Genomic DNA, 21,997 nt, shown 5'->3' with positions numbered 1-21,997 from the left:
TAGTGCGAGTCATACCTGAGTACTCAGCGTGCCCCGCCTTATCGGGCATAACGAGGTCTTGCACGAGTTTAGTACGAATGGTATACTGATAGCAGCAGAGCGTTTGTAAAAATGACGTTCGGGGAAGAGTGGGCAGCAGATGTATAGAGTGGTGATTATAGACGATGAACCGATTATAGTAGAAGGTATTTCCAAGGTGGTGCCGTGGGCGGATTATGGCTGTGAAGTGACAGCGACCGCCTGCAGCGGCTTAGAGGGGCTGGAGATAATCCGAAAGCTGCGGCCGGATATTATCTTTACGGATATTTCCATGCCCGGAATGGATGGGCTGTCCATGATTGCGGCGCTCCGTGTGGAGTTCCCGGAGATGATGATCGCCATCCTGACCGGTTACCGGGACTTTGATTATGCTCAGAAGGCCATACGCCTGGGGGTGAACCGTTTCCTGCTGAAACCGTCCAATATGGATGAGATCAAGGAAGCGCTTCAGTTCATGGCGGATACGCTGAACAAACGAAAGGAACAGGAGAACGCTTTAAAGACACAGAACACGGCGGAAGTCCCGGTTTCTCCGGCAGCAGAACCGGAAGGGGCTGCGGAGCAGGAGTCTAGTGGTAATGAAGATTCATCCGAACATAATTCATCCGAACATAATGCCGGAAGCTTTATTGTGAAGACGGCTCTCAAGTACATGGAAGAGAATTATACACAGAAGATCACCCTGGCAGAGGTTGCGGAAAAGACGTATGTCAGCCAGTGGCATTTGAGCAAGCTGTTAAACGGTCATACCGGGAAAAGCTTTTCCGAGCTTTTAAACCATATCCGGATCGACGAGGCGAAGAAGCTTCTAAAGGATCCGTCACTGAGGATCGGCGATATCTCGGAAGAGGTGGGATTCATGGATGTGGCGCATTTTTCCAAGGTTTTTAAGAAGCTGGAAGGGATATCGGCGAACGAGTACCGGAACAGCAGGATTTAGCAGAAGAATTTAACTAAAGAATTTACCAGAAGGCAGGGCGCTGTAGAAAATGATTATTTTCTATAACGCTCTGTTTTTTTGATTGTGAAAATCGCACAAACTGTGTTATGCTTACTATAAATGGCAAATTATAGCATAATCCGCACAAACAGGAGCTGCCATGAACTGCGAAAGAGAGGGGAGGAATGGGATGGAGCTGCTTCACCTGCACTATTTCAGAGAGGTAGCCGCCATGGAAAATATCACGAAGGCGGCAAAGAAACTTTACGTATCCCAGCCGGCGTTATCCACGGCGATTGCCAGGTTGGAGAAAGAACTGGATTTTCTGCTGTTTGAACGAAAAGGGAACCGCATTGAGCTGACAGAAGCGGGCCGCTGCTTCCTGGAGTACGTAAACAGCGCGTTTTCACTTCTGGAAGAGGGGACTTTAAAATCCAGGCAGATAGCAAAACGCAACAACAGGCGCATGGTGATCGCCTCTGGCTTTGGGGTGCTCAGAAACATGCTGGACGATTACCGGAAAATCCATCCGGAATGCGAAGTGGAGCTGAAGTTCTGCGATACAGACGAGATCCACGCCATGCTGGCCAGCGGGGACGCGGATGCCGGGCTGAATCTGGGGGAAATACTCGACAGCCGCCTGACGAGCCGCGATCTTATGGTGGGCAGGTATTACATAGCCGTGAACAACACGCATCCGTTCTGGGGCAGAAACAGCGTCGCGCTCAAGGATTTAAACGGCCAGCTGTTGTTCTGCAGCAACATCGCCAGAACCTTTGAGACCGGCATGGAGATCTTTCAGAGGGCCGGGGTCAGCTGCAACCTGCTGAAGCTGGATGAACGGGATGTTCTGTTCTCGGCAGCGAGAAAGGGGCTGGGAGGCGTATTCTGCATGCCCATGTTTGAGGAAAATAAATCGGTGGAGACAAAGCAGGAGGATGCAGATCCGGCCGACAGAATCTACTTTATTCCCATCAGCGACTGTGAGGCAAAGGCGAGTGTGACGCTGGTGACCAGAAAGGATCACTATTACACAGCCGAGAATCAGGATTTTATCCATTTTGTGACACAGCGTTTTTTAAGGAATCAGAACGCCTTGAACAGCGATTTGGAGCAGCGGGGAATTCCTGCATGGAAGTGACCGGCAAGCGGTAGTAAGAGCGTATACAGCAGACTGACAGCAAAATACCAGATGCAGGAGCCAGAGGAATAGGCTCCTGGTATCTGTTTTTTTATGTAATGGAAAGTGATTTTTACAAGTATAATCCAAAAGTTATACTTGCTATTCCGGTTTTGGAATTTTACAGGAGCGCTCAGACATGGTATAAGTAAAAATAGATAATAAATGTATCGTAATAAAAGAGAAAATAGAAAAAGTGCATAAGCGGTGAGATACATCAATCAGAAAGGAGCAACGGAATGGCAGAAACATTTTTGCCCGACTATACAGGCTTTGTGGGTACCACTTCAACTGGGGGAAGCCGGGGAATTTACCGGATCGGACTCAATGCATTAACGGGAAAGATCCGTGTGATGGATACGAGGCCCATGTATCATGCGGGATATTTGACTGTATCGAAGGACAGAAGGAGCCTTTACGTGCTGAGCGAGGGGATGACCTTTAAGGGAAGAGCCAGCGGCGGCATGACGGCCTACGACATAAGCGATGGGAAATTTGAAGAACAGAACTGGGCGGTAACGGACGGCCAGCGCCCCTGCTTTGTGTGCTGTGACGACGACAGTGCGGAAATCTATGTCAGCAATTTCTATCGGGGAACGATGGAGGCTTACAGGAGGCAGGAGGATGGAAGGATCGGTGAGCGGCTGGCCTGCGTAGCATCTCTCAATACGACCCCGGTGGGGCCTTTTCTCCACTGTGTGATGAAATCGCCCGCAGGCAGATATTTAGCGGCGGTGGAGTTGATCGGGGGAAGAATTTATATTTACGACTGTGAAGATCGGTACAGGATCATCTGGATCGAGGAGATGGAGGCGCACTCCGGACCCAGGCATCTGACCTTCAGCGAAGACGGACGGTACCTCTATGTGAACCGGCAGGATGATGAGATGGTTTCCGTCTATTCCTTTACACCGGAATGTGATAGGAAGCTGACCCCTGTGCAGACTATTTCCGTACGGACTACCGGTATGAAGGGGAGGACGGAGCCGGCGGCCATACGGCTGTGTCCGGGAGGAAGGCTTCTGGCGGTCAGCAACCGCGGCATGGGAAGAGAAAACCGGGAGGATTCCATTTCACTATATGGCGTGGAGGTGGAGAAGGGCCGTCTCACACTCAGGTCAGTGGTAAAGACGGGCGGGGAGATGCCGAGAGACATGAATTTCACGCCGGATGGAAAATATCTGGTGGTGGCCTATCAGTTTCAGGGATATCTCGACCTCTACCGTGTTGAGGGAGAGACGCTGGTTTACGCCGGGGCCGGCTGTAAGATTCCGTCCCCTGTGTGCATCGCATTTTAGGAGGTGAGGATGATGGACAATTTTGTGGAAAACCGTTTATACCGCCTGGAGGCCAGAGCGGAAGTGGAAAATATAATAGGGACATACTGCCATCTGCTGTTTGCGGGAGAGGGCGGACAGATTATGGATGAGCTCTGGTCCCGGTCGGAGGAGGTAAGCATCGAGATCGGGGCTTCGGGCCGGTATTCCACCAGGGAAAAGGTGGCGACCTACTATCAGAAGGACCACATTGCCGGCAAATTTACGCTGCTGCTTCCCGTTACTCCTGTCATCGAGACGGCGGCAGACGGCAGATCCGCCAGGGGGATGTGGTTTGTGCTGGGGCTGGACTCCGACGCGGGCGATCTGGGCGCAGGAGACTCGGAAGAAAGAGCGCTTCTCACCTCGAAGACAGCGGAGGGAAAGGCCTATCGGGCGGAATGCGCCGTCTGGCGGCTGGGTGCGGACTTTATCCGGGAAGGGAAACAGTGGAAGATTCTTCATCTGCATCAGTACGATCTGGTGCGTTTTCCATGCGGCAGCGACTGGGTTCGTTTTGCCGAAGAGCGCTATGCGACGGATGGAATACGGCTGGACGCCATGTTTCGGTCCAATCTCCCGTTCACAGAAGACCGTGCTCCGGAAAATCTGGCCAATTCGCCGTCTTCCTATCACTGGCAGTACCGCGTGGACGGAAGGACGGAGAAAGAACCGAAGGTGCCGAAGCCGTATGAGACATACTCAGAGACGGACCGGTATTAAGAAGAGAAAGCGGAAGGCCTGGTGCTGCATTACGTAACGCATTGTGAAGTGCAGGATCTGCGCCTTGCTGAATAAATCAAGCAAAAATAAAAGGAGGAGTTTAACAATGAAAAAACTGGGGGCATTGCTTCTTGCCGCGGCGCTGGTCATGAGCATGACGGCATGCGGAGGCGGGAACAAAAATACGGGAGAAGGCACGGCGGCGCCTGCCGGAGAAAGCAGCACGGATGCCGGGACAAAAGCGGGTGAAAGCGGAGGGGAGAAGACTCTGAACGTAGGCACTATCAATGTACTCGGCACATTTATGCCGGGAAGCGAAAATGAAGTATGTCACTGGGGCTGTTACCTCGTTTACGATTATTTGTTCTATTATGACGAGGACAACAATCCCTTCTCCGATATTTTAAAAGAGTGGCACTATGAAGAAGACGGCACGACATTTGTGATGGAGTGCAGAGACGATGTCTACTTTGCAAACGGCGACCAGATGACCGGAGACGATGTTCTCTTTTCCATAAAGACCCTGGTGGACCGGGAGACGAACCAGGCTGCGTACTATGCGACGGTTGACTGGGACAAGTCCTATGTCAGCGAGGACGGCTTTACCGTATATCTGGCGAATACACAGGAATTCGGCCCCGGCATTATCAACATGGGTGTCGTATACCTGCTCGATCAGTCCTGGTGCGAGGAAACCGGATTCGACAACATTGATCCATGGCTTAACGCGCCCAACGGCTCCGGACCTTATGAGGTCGCTGAATACGTGACAGACTCCTATGTCACTCTGAAGCGCCGCGACAGCTACTGGGGCGAATTCACAGGCGCAGACACCGTGAAGATCAATCACTATGCGGAGGATTCCGCCATGTATATGGCTCTGGAGACAGGGGAGATCGATTTGGCGCTTAACATTGCTGAGAGTGATTACAGCCGTGCGCTGACCGACGATAAGATTGCGGTTATGACGACCCATGAGGGAGAAAATATCCTTCTGGCTCTGGACAATAACAATCAGTACATGAAGGATGAAAATGTGCGGCTGGCGATTGCTTACGGCGTAAACTGGCAGGACGTTGCAGAATCGGCTCGCGGGGAGCTGGCGGAGGTGCCGGGTTCCATCATCACATCGGTAAGCCCCTATTACAAGGACACCGGCGTCTATGAGTATGATCTGGAGAAGGCGAAACAGTATATGGAGGCAGCTGGTTACGTGACAGATGGCTCAACCGTGAACTTTACACTGAATATGACGACTGTGGATCAGGCGGTTAAGACCAATGCAGCCACGGTGATTCAGTTTTACCTGCAGCAGCTGGGCATCAATCTGCAGATGAACTTCACCGACTTTCCAACCGCGTTTTCTGCGTGGCTGACAGAGGGCGGTACAGACCTTAATTTCCAGGATTCCGATACCGGCTCCGTATGCGGGGAACCCTATATTTCCCTTCGGTTCTTCCCGGCTGAACTGGCGACGTTCCCATTTGCGGCCATTTCAGATGAGACATTTGTGACACTTTATAAAGAAGCAAACTATACGACGGATGACGACGTGCGCAAGGAGAAATACGCAGAACTTCAGCAGTACGTTCACGACCGTGCCATGATCATCCCGCTTTATGAGTCTGTGGACGCTGTAGCCTACAATCCGGAGAAGATCGAGAGCGTCAGCCTGCACAGCGCGGTAAGCGCAAACCTGCGTTATGTGATTCTAAAATAACAGGAAGTGAAACGAGGTTGACGAAATGGCTAAATATATCTTGAAACGTATTTTGTGGATCGTACCGGTCTGCCTCGGCGTGCTGCTGATCGTTTTCAGCATCAGTTATTTTGCGCCGGGGGATCCGGTCATGTCCATGCTGGGAGCCAGCGGGTACACGCCGGAGGCTTACGCCAGCCTAAAGCATGAACTGGGACTGGACCAGCCGTTCTTTGCACAGTATTTCCGGTACATTGTGAATATTGTGACGAAATTTGACTTCGGTAATTCCTATACCTATGGGCATGCGGTCAGCGGAGAAATCATTTCCCGCATCGGCATCACCGTAAAGCTGGGGGTGCTGAGTGTCATTGTCACCACGCTGATTGGCGTTCCCTTCGGTGTGATCTCAGCCACAAAGCAGTATTCGGCTATGGATTACAGCGTCACGGTAGGCTCTCTGTTTTTCGCGGCCATGCCCAATTTCTGGCTGGCACTCATCTGCATTATCGTGTTTGCGCTGAAGTTAAAATGGCTGCCGGCCACCGGGATGGGCAACTGGAGATACATGGTGCTTCCAGTCCTGGCCAACTCCATGGGAACCGTGGCCAATGTGGCCCGTATGTCCCGTTCGTCCATGCTGGAGGTGATCCGCTCCGATTATATCAGGACGGCCAGAGCCAAAGGATGCAGGGAAAATACGGTGATCTGGCGCCACGCGCTGCACAACGCTGTGATTCCGATTCTGACAGTGGTAGGCATGCAGCTGGGTACCGTTATGGCTGGGTCCGTGGTGATCGAAACGATTTTTAACATGCCTGGTCTCGGTTCCTATCTGCTGACCGGCATCTCAGGCCGGGACTATCCGGTGATCAACGCCTGTGTCCTGATTCTTGCATTCTTTATCTGCATCATGAACCTGATCGTGGATTTATGCTATGCGTTTGCCGATCCAAGAATCCGTTCACAGTACGTATCCGGCAGGAAGAAAAAAGCAACAGCAAAGGAGGGGTCATAATATGTCCGGAAGAAAGAAAAAAGAAACTTACATACAATCTCTGGAAGGGATGACCCGTAAACACAGCCAGTGGCGCGATGTGATGCACCGCCTGTTTAAAAACAGGCTTGCTATCGTAGGTCTGATTCTGGTGGCGGCAGTTCTCTTTGCCACAATCTTTGCCAACTTTTTAACCCCCTATGATTACAGCGCCCAGTCCTTCGGTGACCGGTTTGTCTATCCGTGCCTGGCCCATCCATTTGGCACGGATCAGTACGGCCGTGACCTCCTGGCGCGGATTCTGTACGGCGGCCGGGTATCCCTGATCGTGGCGCTGATCGCGGTTGTCATTTCCCTGGTGATAGGGGCCGTGCTTGGCGCAGTGGCCGGATATTTCGGGGGAATGTACGATACCGTTATCATGCGCGTGATTGACATCATCATGTCCATTCCCGGCCTGCTTTTGGCAGTGGCGATCTCAGCGGCCCTTGGAACCGGTTTATTGAATACCGGAATCGCGGTCGGGCTTGCCAGCATACCGGGAGGTGCACGAATCCTCCGGTCTACGGTTATGACTATACGGGATGAGCAGTACATCGAGGCGGCGCGGGCGGGAGGCGCCGGCCATGCCTATATTATAGTGCACCACGTGCTGCCCAATACGATTGCACCGCTGATCGTGGACGCTTCCTTAAAGGTCGGCATGGCGATTCTTACGATTTCCAGCTTAAGCTTTGTCGGACTGGGGGTTTCAGAGCCGACGCCCGAGTGGGGCGCCATCTTAAGCAGCGGCCGCGCATATATCCGTGACTTCTGGCCTCTGGTAATCTTCCCGGGCCTGGCGATTATGATAACTCTGCTGGGATTCAACTTATTGGGCGACGGTCTGCGCGATGCGCTGGATCCCAAGCTGAAGCAGTAGGGGGAGGAGATCACATGAGCTTACTGGAAATTAATGATTTAAACATACACTACGTAACGGAACAGGCGACTTTTCGTGCGGTAAATGGAATCGATCTGTCCCTGGAGGAGGGCGAGACGCTGGGACTGGTGGGGGAGACCGGAGCCGGAAAGACGACGACAGCTCTGGGCATTTTAAACCTGATCCCCAACCCTCCCGGAAAGATTGTGGGCGGAGAGATTCTCTACAAGGGAGAAAATGTGGTGACCATGGATCAGGCGGCTCTGCGCAAACTGCGGGGAAATGAAATCTCCATGATCTTTCAGGATCCCATGACGGCCCTCAACCCGGTCATGAGGGTTGGAGACCAGATCGTCGAGACTATCAGCCTCCATATGGAGTGTTCCCGGGCCGAGGCGGTAGAGCGAAGTCTCGATATGTTAAAAATGGTGGGAATCGGGCCGGAACGAAGCACTGATTATCCCCATCAGCTTTCAGGCGGAATGAAGCAACGGGTGGTCATCGCAATGGCGCTGGCTTGCAGCCCCGCGCTTCTGATTGCGGATGAACCGACGACCGCTCTGGATGTGACGATTCAGGCGCAGGTTCTGGAGATGATCAACGATTTGAAGAACCGCTTAAAAACTTCCGTGCTGCTGATTACCCATGACCTGGGGATCGTCGCGGAGTGCTGTCAGAAGGTGGCGGTCATGTATGCAGGAGAGATTGTAGAATACGGCTCTCTCCGCGACATTTTCAAGGAAACCTCTCATCCGTATACGATGGGACTGTTCCGCTCCATTCCGTCTCTGGCACGGAAGGAAAAAAGGCTGAATCCCATCGACGGTCTGATGCCTGATCCGGCGAACCTGCCCGGGGGCTGCTGCTTTCATCCCCGCTGTCCCTATGCGGACGAGACATGCAGAAGCTGCCATCCGGACCTTTCGGACGCAGGAAACGGCCATAAGGTCCGGTGCTTTCACCTGGAGGAGGCGAAAATGGGACACAGGGAGGTGAAGGCCAATGGCTGATTTACTGGAAGTAAAGGATTTGAAACGGTATTTTAAAACGCCGGGAGGAGATTTGCACGCGGTAGACGGCGTGAATTTTACGCTGAAAGCCGGAAAGACGCTGGGCGTGGTGGGGGAGTCCGGATGCGGAAAATCCACACTGGGCCGCGTGGTGCTGGGGCTGATCGAGGCGACAGACGGGACCGTCTTATTTGAAGGAAAAGACATCACTCATTTGAAGCCGAAGAAACGGCGGGAGATGTGTAAGGAGATGCAGATGATCTTCCAGGATCCGCTGGCCTCCTTAAATCCCCGTATGTGTGTGGAGGAGCTGATCATGGACCCCATGAAAATCGTCCGCGCCTGCCGTGATAAGGAGACGATGCGGAAACGGGTCTATGAACTGATGGATCAGGTGGGCCTGGCGAGACGGTTTGCCTACTCCTATCCTCATGAGCTTGACGGCGGCAGAAGGCAGCGGATTGGTATAGCGAGGGCTCTGGCGCTGGGACCGAAGTTCCTGGTCTGTGATGAACCGGTATCCGCCCTGGATGTATCGATTCAGGCGCAGATTATCAACCTGCTTCAGGATATTCAGGAAGAGAGCTGCTTATCCTATTTATTCATTACTCACGATATGTCGGTGGTGAAGCATATTTCCGATGATATTCTGGTGATGTACGTCGGCTGTATGGTGGAAAAGAGCAGTTCCGATGACTTGTTTGACCACCCGCTGCATCCCTATACGAAAGGGCTGCTGTCAGCCATCCCGGTACCGGATATCGATGTGGAGAAGAAACGGGTTCTTCTGCAGGGAGAACTGTCTTCCCCTATTAACCCGAAGCCCGGATGCAGATTTGCACCGAGGTGTCCCTATGCGGCGGAAGAATGCCGGACGCGGCAGCCGGCATTTGAAGAGGTCTTGCCGGACCATTTTGTGGCATGCCACAAAGCGCGGGAAATTAACCAGTTATGAAAGGCCGTTTTAAAAGACGGAGAAGAGAGAGGAGCAAATCGATGGTATATGAGAAAATCAGCAGTCTGGATCGTTATGATTTGAGAAATAAAAAATTTACGGAGGCCCTTGCCTTCTTAAAAAGGGAGGGATTGGAGGAATTGCCGGCCGGAAATTTTGAATTATGTCCCGGTGTGATCGTTCAGGTGCAGAGCTACGAGACAGAACCGGCGACCGGAATTGATTACGAAACCCATGATCATCACTTCGATATCCATTACGTGATCTGCGGTCTGGAAGGAATCGGAGTGACAGCGCGTGACGGCCTTACGGGAAAGGGAACCTACGACCCGGAAAAGGACATGGGATACTGGGAGGAACCCAGTGACGGGAGCATGGTGATTCTGCATCCCGGTGAATACGTCATTCTGGCTCCGGAAGATGCGCATAAGCCGCATTGTGCGGTGGGGGAGCCGTGCAGGATGAAAAAAATAGTTATAAAGGTGGAAAAGGTGGAAGTGTAATAAGAAAAAGTGAAAGCGCTGAAATTTAGGAAATGAGGAAAAGAGGAAAAGAAACCATGAAGATTTTACACTGTGATGCCAGACGAGATGAAATTCAGAAAACAGTATATTCCTGCGGTGATATTGCATATGAATATATTTCTGATTTTGCAAAGGATTTACCGGGCAATGTGGCAAGTGCCAGCATTGCCGGGGGCTGTACCGACCCGGAAGGGAATGTCTACCTGGGGATGCGCGGAAATCCCAGCCAGATTGTAAAGCTGGCGCCCGACGGAACGTACATAAAGGGTTTTGGAGGAGAACTGCTGGGGGACTATCTGCATTTTATTAAGTATACACCCCAAGACACGATCCTCTGTACCGATACCCATAATCATATCGTGCGTGAATTTGACACGGACGGAACGCTGATCCGCGATTTCGGAGAAGCAGGAAAGCCCAGCGACACCGGAATGGATATGGGAACGCTGGCCAGGATGCGCAGGGACGGCAAGATCTTCCCGACAGAGCCATACCTTGGCATTGTGGGGATGTGGGCCTTCTATGAGGCGCAGCGTCGTGTCAAGCGGGTTGCGGGGCCGTTTAACATGCCGACTGATGTGGATATGACTTCCAGCGGAGAATATATATTTGCAGATGGATATGGGAACCGGGCCGTACATATCTTTAATGCAGACGGTACTTACCGAAAGACCTTCGGCGGTGTGGGAGACTGGGAAAAGCCCTATGAGGACACCCCGGGAGACATGCTGATCGTTCATGCGCTGTGCGTGGATGCACGGGACCATATCTGGATCTGTGACAGAGAGAAAGACGCCGTGCATGTGTTCGATACGGAAGGCAACGTAGTCGGCTACTGCAGCAACAACATGGGAATGCCCTCCGGCGTGGATACGGACGGCGAATACATTTACGTCGTGGGGCGCGCGGGCTACCTGACGGTCTTCGACCTGGATTTGAACATGGTGGCCCAGCTGGGAACCTTCAATTCCGATCTGCGTGCTCACGATCTGGCAGCCAATAAGCAGGGCGATCTATTCCTGTTCCCAACGCACGCAAATGAGGATCACCAGGTAATTAAACTGCGCCGGATACGGAATTAGCGATAGGGAAAGCGGAAAATTCAGATTAAAATTAATATAAGAAGAAACGCCTCATGATAATAAATGCAGGCGTTTCTTTTGTTTACTTTTTTGACGTTCCCTCTGCCCGTTTTTCCCGAACTCATGACGAGGAAAACAGTACTGCGCTATACTTTTATAGCATTATTGAAACGGCCATGGTATAATTGTCTATATAATTTTAGAGGCCAATCTGGAATCCCAGTGGAACGTCGGGCTGATTGGTATCGAACTGCATGGTATCGGCAATGGATTATTTTAATGGAGGAAATTTTGAAGAAATTATACGATGGAATGATTGGTCTGGCAATCGGAGATGCGCTTGGTGTACCTGTTGAGTTTAAAACACGGCAGGAAATAGCGGAGAATCCTGTTCGGGAAATGAGGGAATATGGAACTCACTATCAGGCCAGGGGCGTATGGTCGGACGATACAAGCCTGACGCTTGCTCTGGTGGACAGCATTGTAAATTGCAGCGGTATAGATTACAAGGATATCATGGAAAGATTTTCGGCATGGCTGCTGTATGGAGATTATACGGCGACGGGTGAGGTGTTTGATGTAGGAAATGCTACAGGCAGGGCAATCATGAATTATGGACGCGGGACTGCACCGCTGCAGTGCGGTATGGTATCTGAATACGAAAATGGCAACGGTTCCTTAATGCGTATACTGCCGATGGCATTTTATCTGTATTTGCATGATCAATTGCCTGTGAAGGACCAAATCAGGCTGATCCATGAAGTGTCTTCCTTAACGCATCGCCATATGAGAAGCCTCGTGGGCTGTGGGATCTATGTACTCACTGCAAAAGAATTAATCCGGGAGAAGGGGACTTTAAAGGATTCCGTAGAACGGGGAGTCAATGCAGCGTTTTCCTGTTATGATGCAGCGGGGAATCCGGAGACGGCGGCCTATGAAAGGCTGAGAAACATAAACGGGTTTAGCGCGTTGCCGGATCATGAGATAAAGAGCAGCGGATATGTAGTCCATACATTGGAAGCCGCCATATGGTGCCTGCTGAATACAGATTCCTATAAAGACTGTGTCTTAAAGGCTGTAAACCTCGGGGATGATACCGATACGGTTGGAGCAGTCGCCGGAGGTTTGGCAGGTATTTATTACGGGAACGAAAACATTCCATCCGAATGGCTGAATGCGGTTGTTAAGAGACAATATATTGAAAGCTTATGTGAAAATTTTAAATAGTATATGGTATGAGCAGAATTCATCGAAGCGGGTAAAATGCGATGAAACTACATAACAAAGGAGCTGACCATGAATCAATTTGAAGAAGAGTACATCCTGGTAAACGGCATCGAGCACTTTTTGCTACACTACCCCAAAACATCCGACGCCCCGGTGCTCCTGTATCTCCATGGCGGCCCCGGAAGCTTTGAATCGCTTTTCGCATACGAGCTGGATAACGCCTGGGGAGATTTATTTACTCACGTACACTGGGACCAGCGCGGTGCGGGCAAAACGCTCCGCAGAAACAAGAAGAATCAGAGCTTGCCAGGAAAGCGGGAAACAAAAAACATATACAGGCGCTGGAGCGTATGGGGGATTATCCCCCCGATAATCCGGAATTACTGCTGAAGCAGCTTCCCAAATTACGAAAAATACAGGAGGCATACGACCATGGCCCGGTTTCCGGTTCCGGTATAGGCGAGCTATTTAAACCCTTACGGCGCAGCCTTTCCTTCCAATGGGGCGATCTCGTCAGTTTTATGCGGATTATGAAAGCCAATCATCCGCTTCATCTGCAGATGCTGTCATTTAATCTTGGCGAAATCCCGCCGCACTATGAGGTGCCGGTTCACTGCATACTTGGGGAGAACGACAACATTACGCCAACGGCGCTCAGCAAGGCATACTTTGATACGATTGACGCACCTCTTAAAACAATGGCTATGATTCCGGCAGCAGGGCATAATCCCATGTACGAGCGGCCCGAGGAATGCACTGCGGCGCTTCGTGCTGTGCGTGAGACCCTGTTACGATATTATTTGGGACATACGGAAAAAAGCTTGTAGTTTCCTTTGATATTCGATATAATAAATATATTCGCCTGAAAACAGAGTCTTGAGATCAGGCGTTTATTTCGAAAGAGAAGGAAGTTGGAAGAACGTATGGGTGGAAAGTTAAAAGCTTTATTTGCACAGACAGATATGACGGTGGGGAAACCATGGAAGCAGATCGTTATCTTTACGATTCCCATGTTGATCGGCAATATCGCACAGCAGCTTTATAACACGGTAGACAGTATCGTAGTCGGAAAGTATGTAGGAGATAACGCCCTTGCGGCGGTTGGAAGTGCCAGCCCGATTTTAAATCTGCTGCTGGTACTTTTTATTGGTATATCGATGGGAACCAGCATCATGGTGTCCCAGTTTTTTGGAGCAAAGGACAGAGAAAGCTTATCGAAGACCATCGGGAGCACGATCACTCTTACCGCGGTGTCCTCGCTGATCATTATGGTCCTCGGTTCGGTGACGATCCGGCCGCTTTTAAAGATGCTGAACACGCCGGCCAGCATTATTGACTGGTGCACCTCTTATCTGCTGATTCTGATTGTGGGCATCATGGGCGTGGCATATTACAACATGTTCTGCGGTATTTTAAGAGGGCTGGGAGATTCGCTGTCTGCCCTGGTGTACCTGCTGGTAGCGACGGTCATCAATATTGTCCTGGATCTCTGGTTTGTGGCGGGCCTGCAGATGGGCGTGGCGGGGGTGGCTCTGGCCACGGTTATTGCACAGATGGTATCCGCAGTCCTCTGCTTTTTCAAGCTGAAACGGATGACGGATGTCTTTGATCTGAAATTTAAATATTTAAAGCCGGATATGGAAAATATTATGACGATTCTGCGTCTGGGGCTTCCGTCCGGTATCACTCAGGCTATCTTCTCCATGGCTATGGTCGTGGTTCAGTCGCTGACCAACAGCTTTGGCGAGATGGTGATTGCGGCCAACGTTATCATCATGCGTGTGGATGGATTCGCCATGATGCCGAACTTCTCCTTTGGTACGGCGATGACCACATATTCCGGCCAGAATGTAGGCGCAAGAGAGTTCGACCGGGTACATAAGGGAGCCAAGCAGGGAACCATCATCGCGGCAGGAACGTCAGCGGCGATTACGGCGCTGATCCTGATTTTCGGAAAATATCTGATGGGTATCTTCACCAATACCTCCGAGCTGGTTACGCTGAGCGCCAATATGATGAAGATCCTTGCGGTCGGCTATATCGCCATGGCGGTGACACAGAGTCTCTCCGGTGTCATGAGAGGCGCCGGTGATACCATGACCCCCATGTGGATTTCTATCGTAACGACGGTATTTATTCGTGTTCCGCTGGCATACGGCATCGCTCACTTTACGAAGACCCCGGAGCTTCCGGGCGGCAGATATGAGTGTATCTGGGTATCCCTTCTGATTTCCTGGGTACTGGGTGCGGTATTGACCGTGGTATTCTACCGGATTGGTAAATGGAAGAATAAGGGACTGGAATAATAGAGGGATTATAAGAATCGGGAATAATACGCGAAATAACGGTTGAGTTCGAGGGGGAGCGATATGGATGAATTAAGATGGTATTTATACGATCTTGTCCGCGGGATCATGGAAAAACATGGGATTGAGGAGACGGCCTATTCGTTGGAGACTGTCCGGGAAGGAGCTGTGTGCCTGATCCCCTCTGACCACGGATTCCTGGTAAGCGGCGGCGGAGACGAAGACTCGGAACAGGAAGATTTTTACCGCGGGTGCCGGGAACTTTTCCGGCGGGTTTTCAGGGATGATGAGACGGCGGAAACGGCCATGCAGGAATTTTTGACAAGGACGCTGGATCTTCCGGTTATTATGAAAGGGCCGAGTGTATCGGGGCTGGAAGCCCGGATCAGGAAGTGTCAGGAAGAGATGGAAGCGCTGGAGAAAAAGGCGCTGGAGCCCGACGGTCAGAAATGGAAGGCGAAGTTAAACCTCGACCGCATCTATCTGGGGGGCCTTTTAAAAAATTTAAATGACACTGATAAAAAACGGTACGAAAAAATAAAAACAGAAATAATTTAATCGGGAAGTGTATAAAAATCTCTCTTTGGTTTAAAATAGGAGTATACCAAAGATGAGTGAATACTTATCCTCCCCTTTTTAGTGCGGAAGCCAGAAAACGTAAGGTTTACAGGGCTTCCGCATTTTTTATGAAATCCGGCTGTACAGTTATCCTTCAAGAGGATATAATGAAACAAGATGCGGACATCGGATAGGAAAGGCGGCAGACATATGGAAGGATCGATATTGGAGCACTACAAGAACATACTGGACCTGGTACCATGTGGTATTTGCCAGGTGGCACTGGATGATGATCTGACAATTTTGTATGCGAACCAGTTTTACTATGATATCTATGGCTATACTTCGCAGGATGCAGAAGAAAAGGGATTTACAAATGCCAGATTTATTCTGCCGGAAGCGGATTTTCAGATGATCCATAAAAAACTTTTGGATCAGGTCGCGCGCGGCAAGACAAAGTTTCAGATGGAATACCGGGGGGTACATAGTACGGGAAAAATTTTGTGGCTGCTGGTCCAGTGCACCTGCGACCCGAATATACCCGGGAGCGTACTCTGTTCCCTGATGGATATTGCCGACCGGAAACGGATGGAAGACGAGATCCGCATGAGCATGGAGGAGAGCAAAACTGCCTTTGCACTTACGGATAAATACATGTATATTTTCGATGTGGAGAACAGACGGCTTTTTCAGCCGGAGGCAACCGCGGAAGAATTCGGTTTACCTGTTGTTGCAGACAACGCACCGTACAGCATTGTGGAGTCGGGGACCATCGACGAGGAGAGCAGACAGGAATATATTGATTTTTACGAATCTATCATACAGGGAAAGCCGAAGGGACAGACAGTCGTCAAAAAGAGGAAAAAAGATGGCACCACCGGATGGTATTCCGCGAAATTTGCGATGATTTACGACAGCGAGGGGAGACCCCGCCGCGCCATTATTTCCAGTGAGAACATTACGGAGCAGCGGGAGAAAGAACTGACTTATCAGAAATGGAGCCAGCATTTTAAGGCGCAGGAAGGCAAGACCATCGGCTATTATGAGTATAATCTGACAAAAGACGCCGTGGAGGCAGGGGACGATCCCCCTGATTATCTCAGGCCATTTGAAAAATACACAGAGACAGTGCGTTACATCGCAGAGCGGTTCGTATTTGAAGGAGACCGGGCAAGATTCTATAATTTTTTTAACAGAGACAAACTGCTGCTGCGCTATTATAACGGGCAGTCCTCCGGAAATATGGATTACTTGAGAAAAAGGGATGACGGAAGCCTTTACTGGGTCCGTGCAACCGTCCAGCTGATTGCTGACCCATATAATAACGACGTCCGGCTTTTTATGATGACGCTGGATATCGACGAGGAGAAAACGGAAACGCTCAGGCTGCAGCGCCGGGTGGAACACGATGGAATGACAGGAGTCTTAAACCGCGACACCTTTATGACCAGGGTAACAGAGGCACTGGAGGAGAGCGGCCCAGCGGCACGTCACGCACTGATTATGCTGGACATCGACCAGTTTAAAGAACAGAACGACAGCTACGGACATCAGTTCGGCGATCAGGTCATCAAGGAGACCGCCGGGATACTGAAACATTTCCTCAGAAGAAATGACATCTGCGGCCGGATCGGCGGAGATGAATTCATGGTCTTCTTAAATGATATCACCTCCGAGCAGGATGTGATTCCCAGAATCGCTCAGCTTTGTGACCTGCTTAAGCGGAAGTACCCGGAAAAAGGAGAAGTCTCCTGCAGTCTGGGCGTCGTCTTTTATCCGAGGGATGGAGAGAACTTCAAAGAGCTGTACCGCAACGCGGATATCGCATTGTATGAGGTAAAAAGGGCGGGGCGGTGTGATTTCAGGGTGTATGAAGGGGAGGCAGCAAGTAACCCCGTTCATTCAGAGCCAGGTATCTAATTTCAATATCTGACAGGTTGTTTTCAATTTGAGAAAATATGTTATAATGAATGGAATTTAAAAAAAGTTTGTTTTGATATGATAGAATGATTGCGAAGTAATAAAATTCATATCTATTCATTTATCAGAAAAGGAGACCACGAAGACATGCTTAATAGCATCACGAACCTAATCCCATGGAACAGCATCTGGAATCCGTACACATTTCCGGGGGCTCAAACCATTGTGATGCTTGTAATTCTGGCAATGGTTGTAACCGTAAGCTTCACAGCACTATTTTTTGGCAGGAAGACAGCGGCAGGAGTTCTCAAAAAAGAATTGCTTCTTTTCTGGCTGTTCACAATCTTATCAGCCACGCTGCTGGCCAGAAAGGAGACAGCAGAACCGAGGATCAATATGGAATTGTTCTGGACTGTCAGGTATGCGTGGGAACGGCACTCAAGGATACACTGGTTTTATATACTGGGGAATATTGCCCTTTTTATCCCGCTGGGCTACCTTCTGCCAATGAATGGAAAGATCTTTAAATTCTCTCTGCTGACGGTTTTATTTGGGTTCTTTTTGTCGGTGGCAATCGAAGCAACCCAGTATTTTTTCAGGATAGGCCTGTGTGAACTGGATGATATGTTCAACAATACATGGGGCACACTTTTGGGATATTCGATCTACCGGCTTACAATACCCGGATTAAGAGGGCAGTCCAGAATGAAAGAGATTCTGAACTTTGTCAGTAAATGTGGCTGCGCACTTATAATTTTAGGGACAGTGGTCCTGTTTTTTACATTACTTAAAATAAATCTGCCGGGATAGAATGTAAACCAGTCATAATAGAATGTAAACCAGTCGGAATTTTCTTGACATATTAACCAAATAATGCTATCCTAACTAAGTATGTGCCGCTCAACGAGGTCCTAAGCGTCCGACTTCCCGGACCACCGAAATTGGCGAGTAAAGAAAACAGGAGGTGCCATATGTACGCAATTATCGCAACAGGTGGCAAGCAGTACAAAGTATCAGAAGGTGACACAATCAAGGTTGAAAAGCTTGGTGTCGAAGCAGGAGAAACAGTAACATTTGATCAGATTCTGGTTGTGAACAACGGAGAACTGGCAGTTGGATGCCCTACCGTAGCAGGAGCTACTGTAACGGGTACTGTTGTAAAGGAAGGCAAAGCAAAAAAGGTCATCGTTTACAAGTATAAGAGAAAATCCGGCTATCATAAGAAGAATGGTCACAGACAGGCTTATACACAGATCAAGATCGATAAGATCAACGCTTAATAAGGGGGACTGACAAATGTTAAATATGAATCTTCAATTTTTTGCACATAAAAAAGGTGTTGGATCTACAAAGAACGGCAGAGACTCCGAGTCCAAGAGATTAGGCGCCAAGAGAGCGGACGGCCAGTTCGTTTTAGCCGGTAACATTCTTTACAGACAGCGTGGTACACATATTCATCCAGGCATCAACGTAGGCCGTGGTGGAGATGATACACTGTTCGCTACCGTGGATGGCGTTGTCAGATTTGAAAGAAAAGGCAGAGACAAAAAGCAGGTTTCTGTTTATCCAAGAACAATCAGCGAATAATAAAGTAAAATCCCTGTGCCTGGCATGGGGATTCTTTCATTTTCAAAAAAAGTTGGTATCTCCCTGTATAAAAAAATCCAGAATGGGAATTATAATACTATCAACAAAAGAAAAAGAAATACTTATCCTCCCCTTTTTAGTGTGGAAGGCTGAAAAACCTCGAGTTTATGCAGCTTTCTGCACTTTTTTTTGATTCCGTGTCCAAATAATCAAAAAACGTTTTGCAAATTTGTCAAAGTTGTTATATACTGATTCATGGAGTATTACAGAAATAAGAGATAAAAGGATGGTTGAGCGATGACTATTTTAGAAAATTGGAGAACCCTGGCGTATGGCGATGGGCTGGATGATAAAGCAAGGGAAGAGTTATGGTCTAATTACTTCGTAGTGGAGAAAGGCATCTATGAGCAGATTCTCTCCGCGCCGGAGACTGTAGTGGAAGGAACTGTGAAGGAACTGGCTGAAAAGTACGGTACCGATGTTCAGACCATGACAGGATTTTTAGATGGTATCAATGAGAGCTTAAAGGGATATGAGAATCCGATCGACACCATGGACGAGGATACTGTTGTAAAGATCGAGATCGATCCGGAAAAGTTATATTACAACATGGTAGAGGCGAAAGCGGAATGGCTTTACGGTCTTCCTCAGTGGGAGCAGCTTCTTCCGGAAGAGAAGAAGAAAGAGCTGTACAAGAAGCAGAAAGCTTCCGGAACCATTGTAAAGGGGCCGAAGATCGGAAGAAATGATCCATGTCCGTGTGGAAGCGGCAAGAAGTATAAGAAGTGCTGCGGAAAGAACGCATAGTAACGCAAACTGATACCCTGCATGTTATGTGCGGGGTATTTGATTGTTAAGAGGAGGAGATGCAGATGGAGGCCTATACCGGATTTGCAGAGGTGTACGATACCTTTATGGACAATATTCCATATGGAGAATGGTGCCGGTATCTAACCGGACTTTTAAAGAAATACGGCGTAGAAGACGGCCTGGTCCTGGATCTGGGATGCGGAACGGGAAGTGTGACGGAGCTTCTGTCTGAGAAAGGCTACGACATGATCGGTGTCGACAATTCCGAGGACATGCTTCAGATCGCCATGGATAAGCGCGCCGCCTCCGGGCGTGATATTCTATATCTGCTTCAGGATATGCGGGATTTCGAGCTGTACGGCACGGTGGCAGCCGTGGTCAGCATCTGCGACTGCATGAACTATATCCTGGAATACGATGATCTGGTGGAGGTATTTTCTCTTGTTAACAATTACCTGGATCCGGAAGGTATTTTTATTTTTGATTTAAACACAATCTATAAGTATGAAAATGTGCTTAGGGAATCTACCATTGCGGAAGACCGGGAGGAGAGCAGCTTCATCTGGGAGAATTATTACGATCAGGACACCATGGTCAATGAATACGATTTAGCCCTGTTTATCCGGATGGAGGACGATCTCTACCGGAAGTATGTGGAAACTCACTATCAGAAAGCTTATTCTCTGGACACGGTGAAAATGGCACTTAGCGAGGCGGGAATGGACTTTGTGGCGGCTTATGACGCATTTACGGAGAATCCCATAAGGGAGGACAGTGAGCGTATCTACGTCGTTGCCAGGGAACGCGGAAAGAAAGAGGAAGAACGATGACGGATTATATTGTACGAGCCACAGCCGGAGACCATCAGGTCCGTGCATTTGCGGCTACAACAAGAGAACTGGTGGAACATGCAAGGGCTGCCCATAATACTAGCCCTGTGGCCACAGCAGCATTAGGACGCCTTTTAACGGCGGGAGCCATGATGGGGGTTATGATGAAGGGCGATGACGATTTACTGACCCTTAAGGTGCAGGGGAGCGGCCCGATCGAAGGCCTGACTGTGACCGCGGACTCTAAGGGCAATGTAAAAGGCTATGCCTTTAATCCGGGCGTCATGCTGCCGCCTAATGAGAACGGCAAGCTGGATGTGGGCGGAGCCGTGGGAGAGGGCGTTTTAAGCGTGATTAAGGATATCGGCTTAAAGGAACCTTATGTAGGTCAGACAATTCTGGTCGGCGGAGAGATTGCGGAAGATTTAACCTATTACTATGCTACGTCGGAGCAGACTCCATCCTCTGTTGCACTGGGAGTCCTGATGAATAAGGACAATACGGTGAGACAGGCGGGAGGCTTTATCATTCAGCTTCTGCCGGGCGCGTCGGACGAGATGATCGATAAGCTGGAAAAGAAGCTGGGCGGGATCACCTCCATTACTTCGCTGCTGGATGAGGGAAATACCCCGGAGATGATTCTGGATCATATATTAGGGGAGTTTGGCCTTGAAATCATGGATAAGGTTCCGGCGGAATTTACCTGCAACTGTACGAAAGAACGTGTGGAGAAAGCATTAATCAGCATTGGAAAGAAAGAATTAAATGAAATGATCGATGAGGGCGAGAGCATCGAGGTGAACTGCCATTTTTGCAACAGGCATTACAATTTCTCCGTGGAAGAACTGACGGATATCCGCGACCGCGCGGTGAGATAGGGTTTCATAGAGCGATCTTCTCTATGCAATCAAAAAGAGCCATCCGAAACCGGGTGGCTCTGTCTGTAATCATGTAAAACAATCGTACTTCTTCCTTTGTGCTGTTTGTTTATTTATTTCAATCCACGCATGGGAAATTCGCAGTGGCGGTCACATTTTGAAAAAGGTACATCGTTAAGTCAATGATTAAAATTTGGTAACGTTTACTGCCTGAGGTCCCTTAGCGCCATCGACTACGTCGAATTCTACGCTGGCGCCTTCGTCTAAAGATTTGAAGCCATCCATGTTCAGACCTGAGTAGTGCACGAATACGTCGTTACCCTGCTCGTCGGAAATAAATCCGTAACCTTTTTGGTTGTTAAACCACTTAACTGTACCTTTCATTGTGATACCTCCAAAATGAATAAAAAATTATAGTATATTGAGCTGCAGCATCTCTGCAACTTCCCTAAGAATAGCATAGTTTGGGAAAGGTGTCAAGAAAGAAAATTATA

Annotated in this window: 24 protein-coding genes; 23 read left to right on the top strand and 1 reads right to left on the bottom strand. The window is 49.5% G+C overall.

Features of this window, described 5'->3' with window-relative positions; genetic code table 11:
• Positions 1-139 precede the first annotated feature (139 nt).
• The 23 genes from DFR60_RS19220 to hslO all read left to right on the top strand — a co-directional run bounded on the left by DFR60_RS19220 (position 140) and on the right by hslO (position 21,503).
• The gene (locus tag DFR60_RS19220) at positions 140-979 is read left to right on the top strand and encodes a response regulator transcription factor (protein WP_110324344.1); all 840 of its coding nucleotides are present in this window, start codon (positions 140-142) and stop codon (positions 977-979) included.
• A gap of 190 nt (positions 980-1,169) precedes the next feature.
• Positions 1,170-2,120, top strand: a complete 951-nt coding sequence (locus DFR60_RS19215) for a LysR family transcriptional regulator (RefSeq protein WP_207659553.1) — start codon at positions 1,170-1,172, stop codon at positions 2,118-2,120.
• A 278-nt stretch (positions 2,121-2,398) separates the two neighbouring features.
• A complete protein-coding gene (locus tag DFR60_RS19210; protein ID WP_110324342.1) occupies positions 2,399-3,457 on the top strand; it encodes a lactonase family protein in 1,059 nt (352 codons plus the stop codon).
• Positions 3,458-3,466: 9 nt separating this feature from the next.
• Entirely contained in the window at positions 3,467-4,198 is a 732-nt protein-coding gene (locus DFR60_RS19205; protein ID WP_110324341.1) for a nuclear transport factor 2 family protein, read from the top strand.
• A gap of 106 nt (positions 4,199-4,304) precedes the next feature.
• Positions 4,305-5,918: an ABC transporter substrate-binding protein gene (locus DFR60_RS19200; RefSeq protein ID WP_110324340.1), complete on the top strand. Its 1,614-nt coding sequence runs from the start codon at positions 4,305-4,307 to the stop codon at positions 5,916-5,918.
• Between the two features lie 25 nt (positions 5,919-5,943).
• Positions 5,944-6,915, top strand: a complete 972-nt coding sequence (locus DFR60_RS19195) for an ABC transporter permease (protein ID WP_025531447.1) — start codon at positions 5,944-5,946, stop codon at positions 6,913-6,915.
• A 1-nt stretch (position 6,916) separates the two neighbouring features.
• Positions 6,917-7,816 (top strand): ABC transporter permease, encoded by a 900-nt coding sequence (locus DFR60_RS19190; RefSeq protein ID WP_110324339.1) that lies wholly within the window; start codon positions 6,917-6,919, stop codon positions 7,814-7,816.
• Positions 7,817-7,830: 14 nt separating this feature from the next.
• Positions 7,831-8,826, top strand: coding sequence for an ABC transporter ATP-binding protein (locus DFR60_RS19185; RefSeq protein WP_110324338.1), 996 nt, complete (start codon positions 7,831-7,833; stop codon positions 8,824-8,826).
• A complete protein-coding gene (locus tag DFR60_RS19180) occupies positions 8,819-9,781 on the top strand; it encodes an ABC transporter ATP-binding protein (protein WP_110324337.1) in 963 nt (320 codons plus the stop codon). The genes DFR60_RS19185 and DFR60_RS19180 overlap by 8 nt, the downstream gene beginning before the upstream one ends.
• 41 nt (positions 9,782-9,822) lie before the next feature.
• Positions 9,823-10,284, top strand: coding sequence for a NanQ anomerase/TabA/YiaL family protein (locus tag DFR60_RS19175; protein ID WP_167437652.1), 462 nt, complete (start codon positions 9,823-9,825; stop codon positions 10,282-10,284).
• Positions 10,285-10,340: 56 nt separating this feature from the next.
• A complete protein-coding gene (locus tag DFR60_RS19170) occupies positions 10,341-11,387 on the top strand; it encodes an NHL repeat-containing protein (RefSeq protein ID WP_110324335.1) in 1,047 nt (348 codons plus the stop codon).
• Positions 11,388-11,678: 291 nt separating this feature from the next.
• Entirely contained in the window at positions 11,679-12,614 is a 936-nt protein-coding gene (locus DFR60_RS19165) for an ADP-ribosylglycohydrolase family protein (RefSeq protein WP_110324334.1), read from the top strand.
• A gap of 69 nt (positions 12,615-12,683) precedes the next feature.
• Positions 12,684-13,004, top strand: coding sequence for an alpha/beta fold hydrolase (locus DFR60_RS30960; protein WP_243005123.1), 321 nt, complete (start codon positions 12,684-12,686; stop codon positions 13,002-13,004).
• On the top strand, positions 12,965-13,441 hold the full coding sequence (locus DFR60_RS30955) for an alpha/beta fold hydrolase (protein ID WP_243005122.1): 477 nt from the start codon (positions 12,965-12,967) through the stop codon (positions 13,439-13,441). Before DFR60_RS30960 ends, DFR60_RS30955 begins: the two co-directional genes overlap by 40 nt.
• 96 nt (positions 13,442-13,537) lie before the next feature.
• A complete protein-coding gene (locus DFR60_RS19155) occupies positions 13,538-14,920 on the top strand; it encodes an MATE family efflux transporter (RefSeq protein ID WP_110324333.1) in 1,383 nt (460 codons plus the stop codon).
• A gap of 63 nt (positions 14,921-14,983) precedes the next feature.
• A complete protein-coding gene (locus tag DFR60_RS19150; protein WP_110324332.1) occupies positions 14,984-15,478 on the top strand; it encodes a hypothetical protein in 495 nt (164 codons plus the stop codon).
• 210 nt (positions 15,479-15,688) lie between these two features.
• On the top strand, positions 15,689-17,398 hold the full coding sequence (locus DFR60_RS19145) for a sensor domain-containing diguanylate cyclase (RefSeq protein WP_110324331.1): 1,710 nt from the start codon (positions 15,689-15,691) through the stop codon (positions 17,396-17,398).
• A gap of 147 nt (positions 17,399-17,545) precedes the next feature.
• Positions 17,546-18,208: a VanZ family protein gene (locus DFR60_RS19140; RefSeq protein WP_110324330.1), complete on the top strand. Its 663-nt coding sequence runs from the start codon at positions 17,546-17,548 to the stop codon at positions 18,206-18,208.
• Positions 18,209-18,369: 161 nt separating this feature from the next.
• Complete coding sequence (gene rplU, locus DFR60_RS19135; protein ID WP_002603748.1) at positions 18,370-18,678, top strand: 50S ribosomal protein L21; 309 nt, start codon at positions 18,370-18,372, stop codon at positions 18,676-18,678.
• A gap of 16 nt (positions 18,679-18,694) precedes the next feature.
• Complete coding sequence (gene rpmA / locus DFR60_RS19130; protein ID WP_002603749.1) at positions 18,695-18,985, top strand: 50S ribosomal protein L27; 291 nt, start codon at positions 18,695-18,697, stop codon at positions 18,983-18,985.
• Between the two features lie 297 nt (positions 18,986-19,282).
• On the top strand, positions 19,283-19,792 hold the full coding sequence (locus DFR60_RS19125; protein WP_002603750.1) for an SEC-C metal-binding domain-containing protein: 510 nt from the start codon (positions 19,283-19,285) through the stop codon (positions 19,790-19,792).
• Positions 19,793-19,857: 65 nt separating this feature from the next.
• On the top strand, positions 19,858-20,625 hold the full coding sequence (locus tag DFR60_RS19120) for a class I SAM-dependent DNA methyltransferase (protein WP_110324329.1): 768 nt from the start codon (positions 19,858-19,860) through the stop codon (positions 20,623-20,625).
• Positions 20,622-21,503 carry an Hsp33 family molecular chaperone HslO gene (gene hslO, locus DFR60_RS19115; RefSeq protein WP_110324328.1) on the top strand — a complete coding sequence of 294 codons (882 nt, stop codon included), beginning with the start codon at positions 20,622-20,624 and terminating at the stop codon, positions 21,501-21,503. The genes DFR60_RS19120 and hslO overlap by 4 nt, the downstream gene beginning before the upstream one ends.
• A gap of 186 nt (positions 21,504-21,689) precedes the next feature.
• On the opposite strand, the gene DFR60_RS19110 is transcribed toward hslO, so the two are convergent.
• The gene (locus DFR60_RS19110) at positions 21,690-21,887 is read right to left on the bottom strand and encodes a cold shock domain-containing protein (RefSeq protein WP_002603753.1); all 198 of its coding nucleotides are present in this window, start codon (positions 21,885-21,887) and stop codon (positions 21,690-21,692) included.
• Between the last annotated feature and the right edge of the window lie 110 nt (positions 21,888-21,997).

The organism is Hungatella effluvii, from assembly GCF_003201875.1.
In the GTDB taxonomy this organism is placed as follows: domain Bacteria; phylum Bacillota; class Clostridia; order Lachnospirales; family Lachnospiraceae; genus Hungatella; species Hungatella effluvii.
The sequence above is the reverse complement of the archived record's forward strand: the minus strand, read 5'-3'. Positions and strand labels throughout refer to the sequence as shown.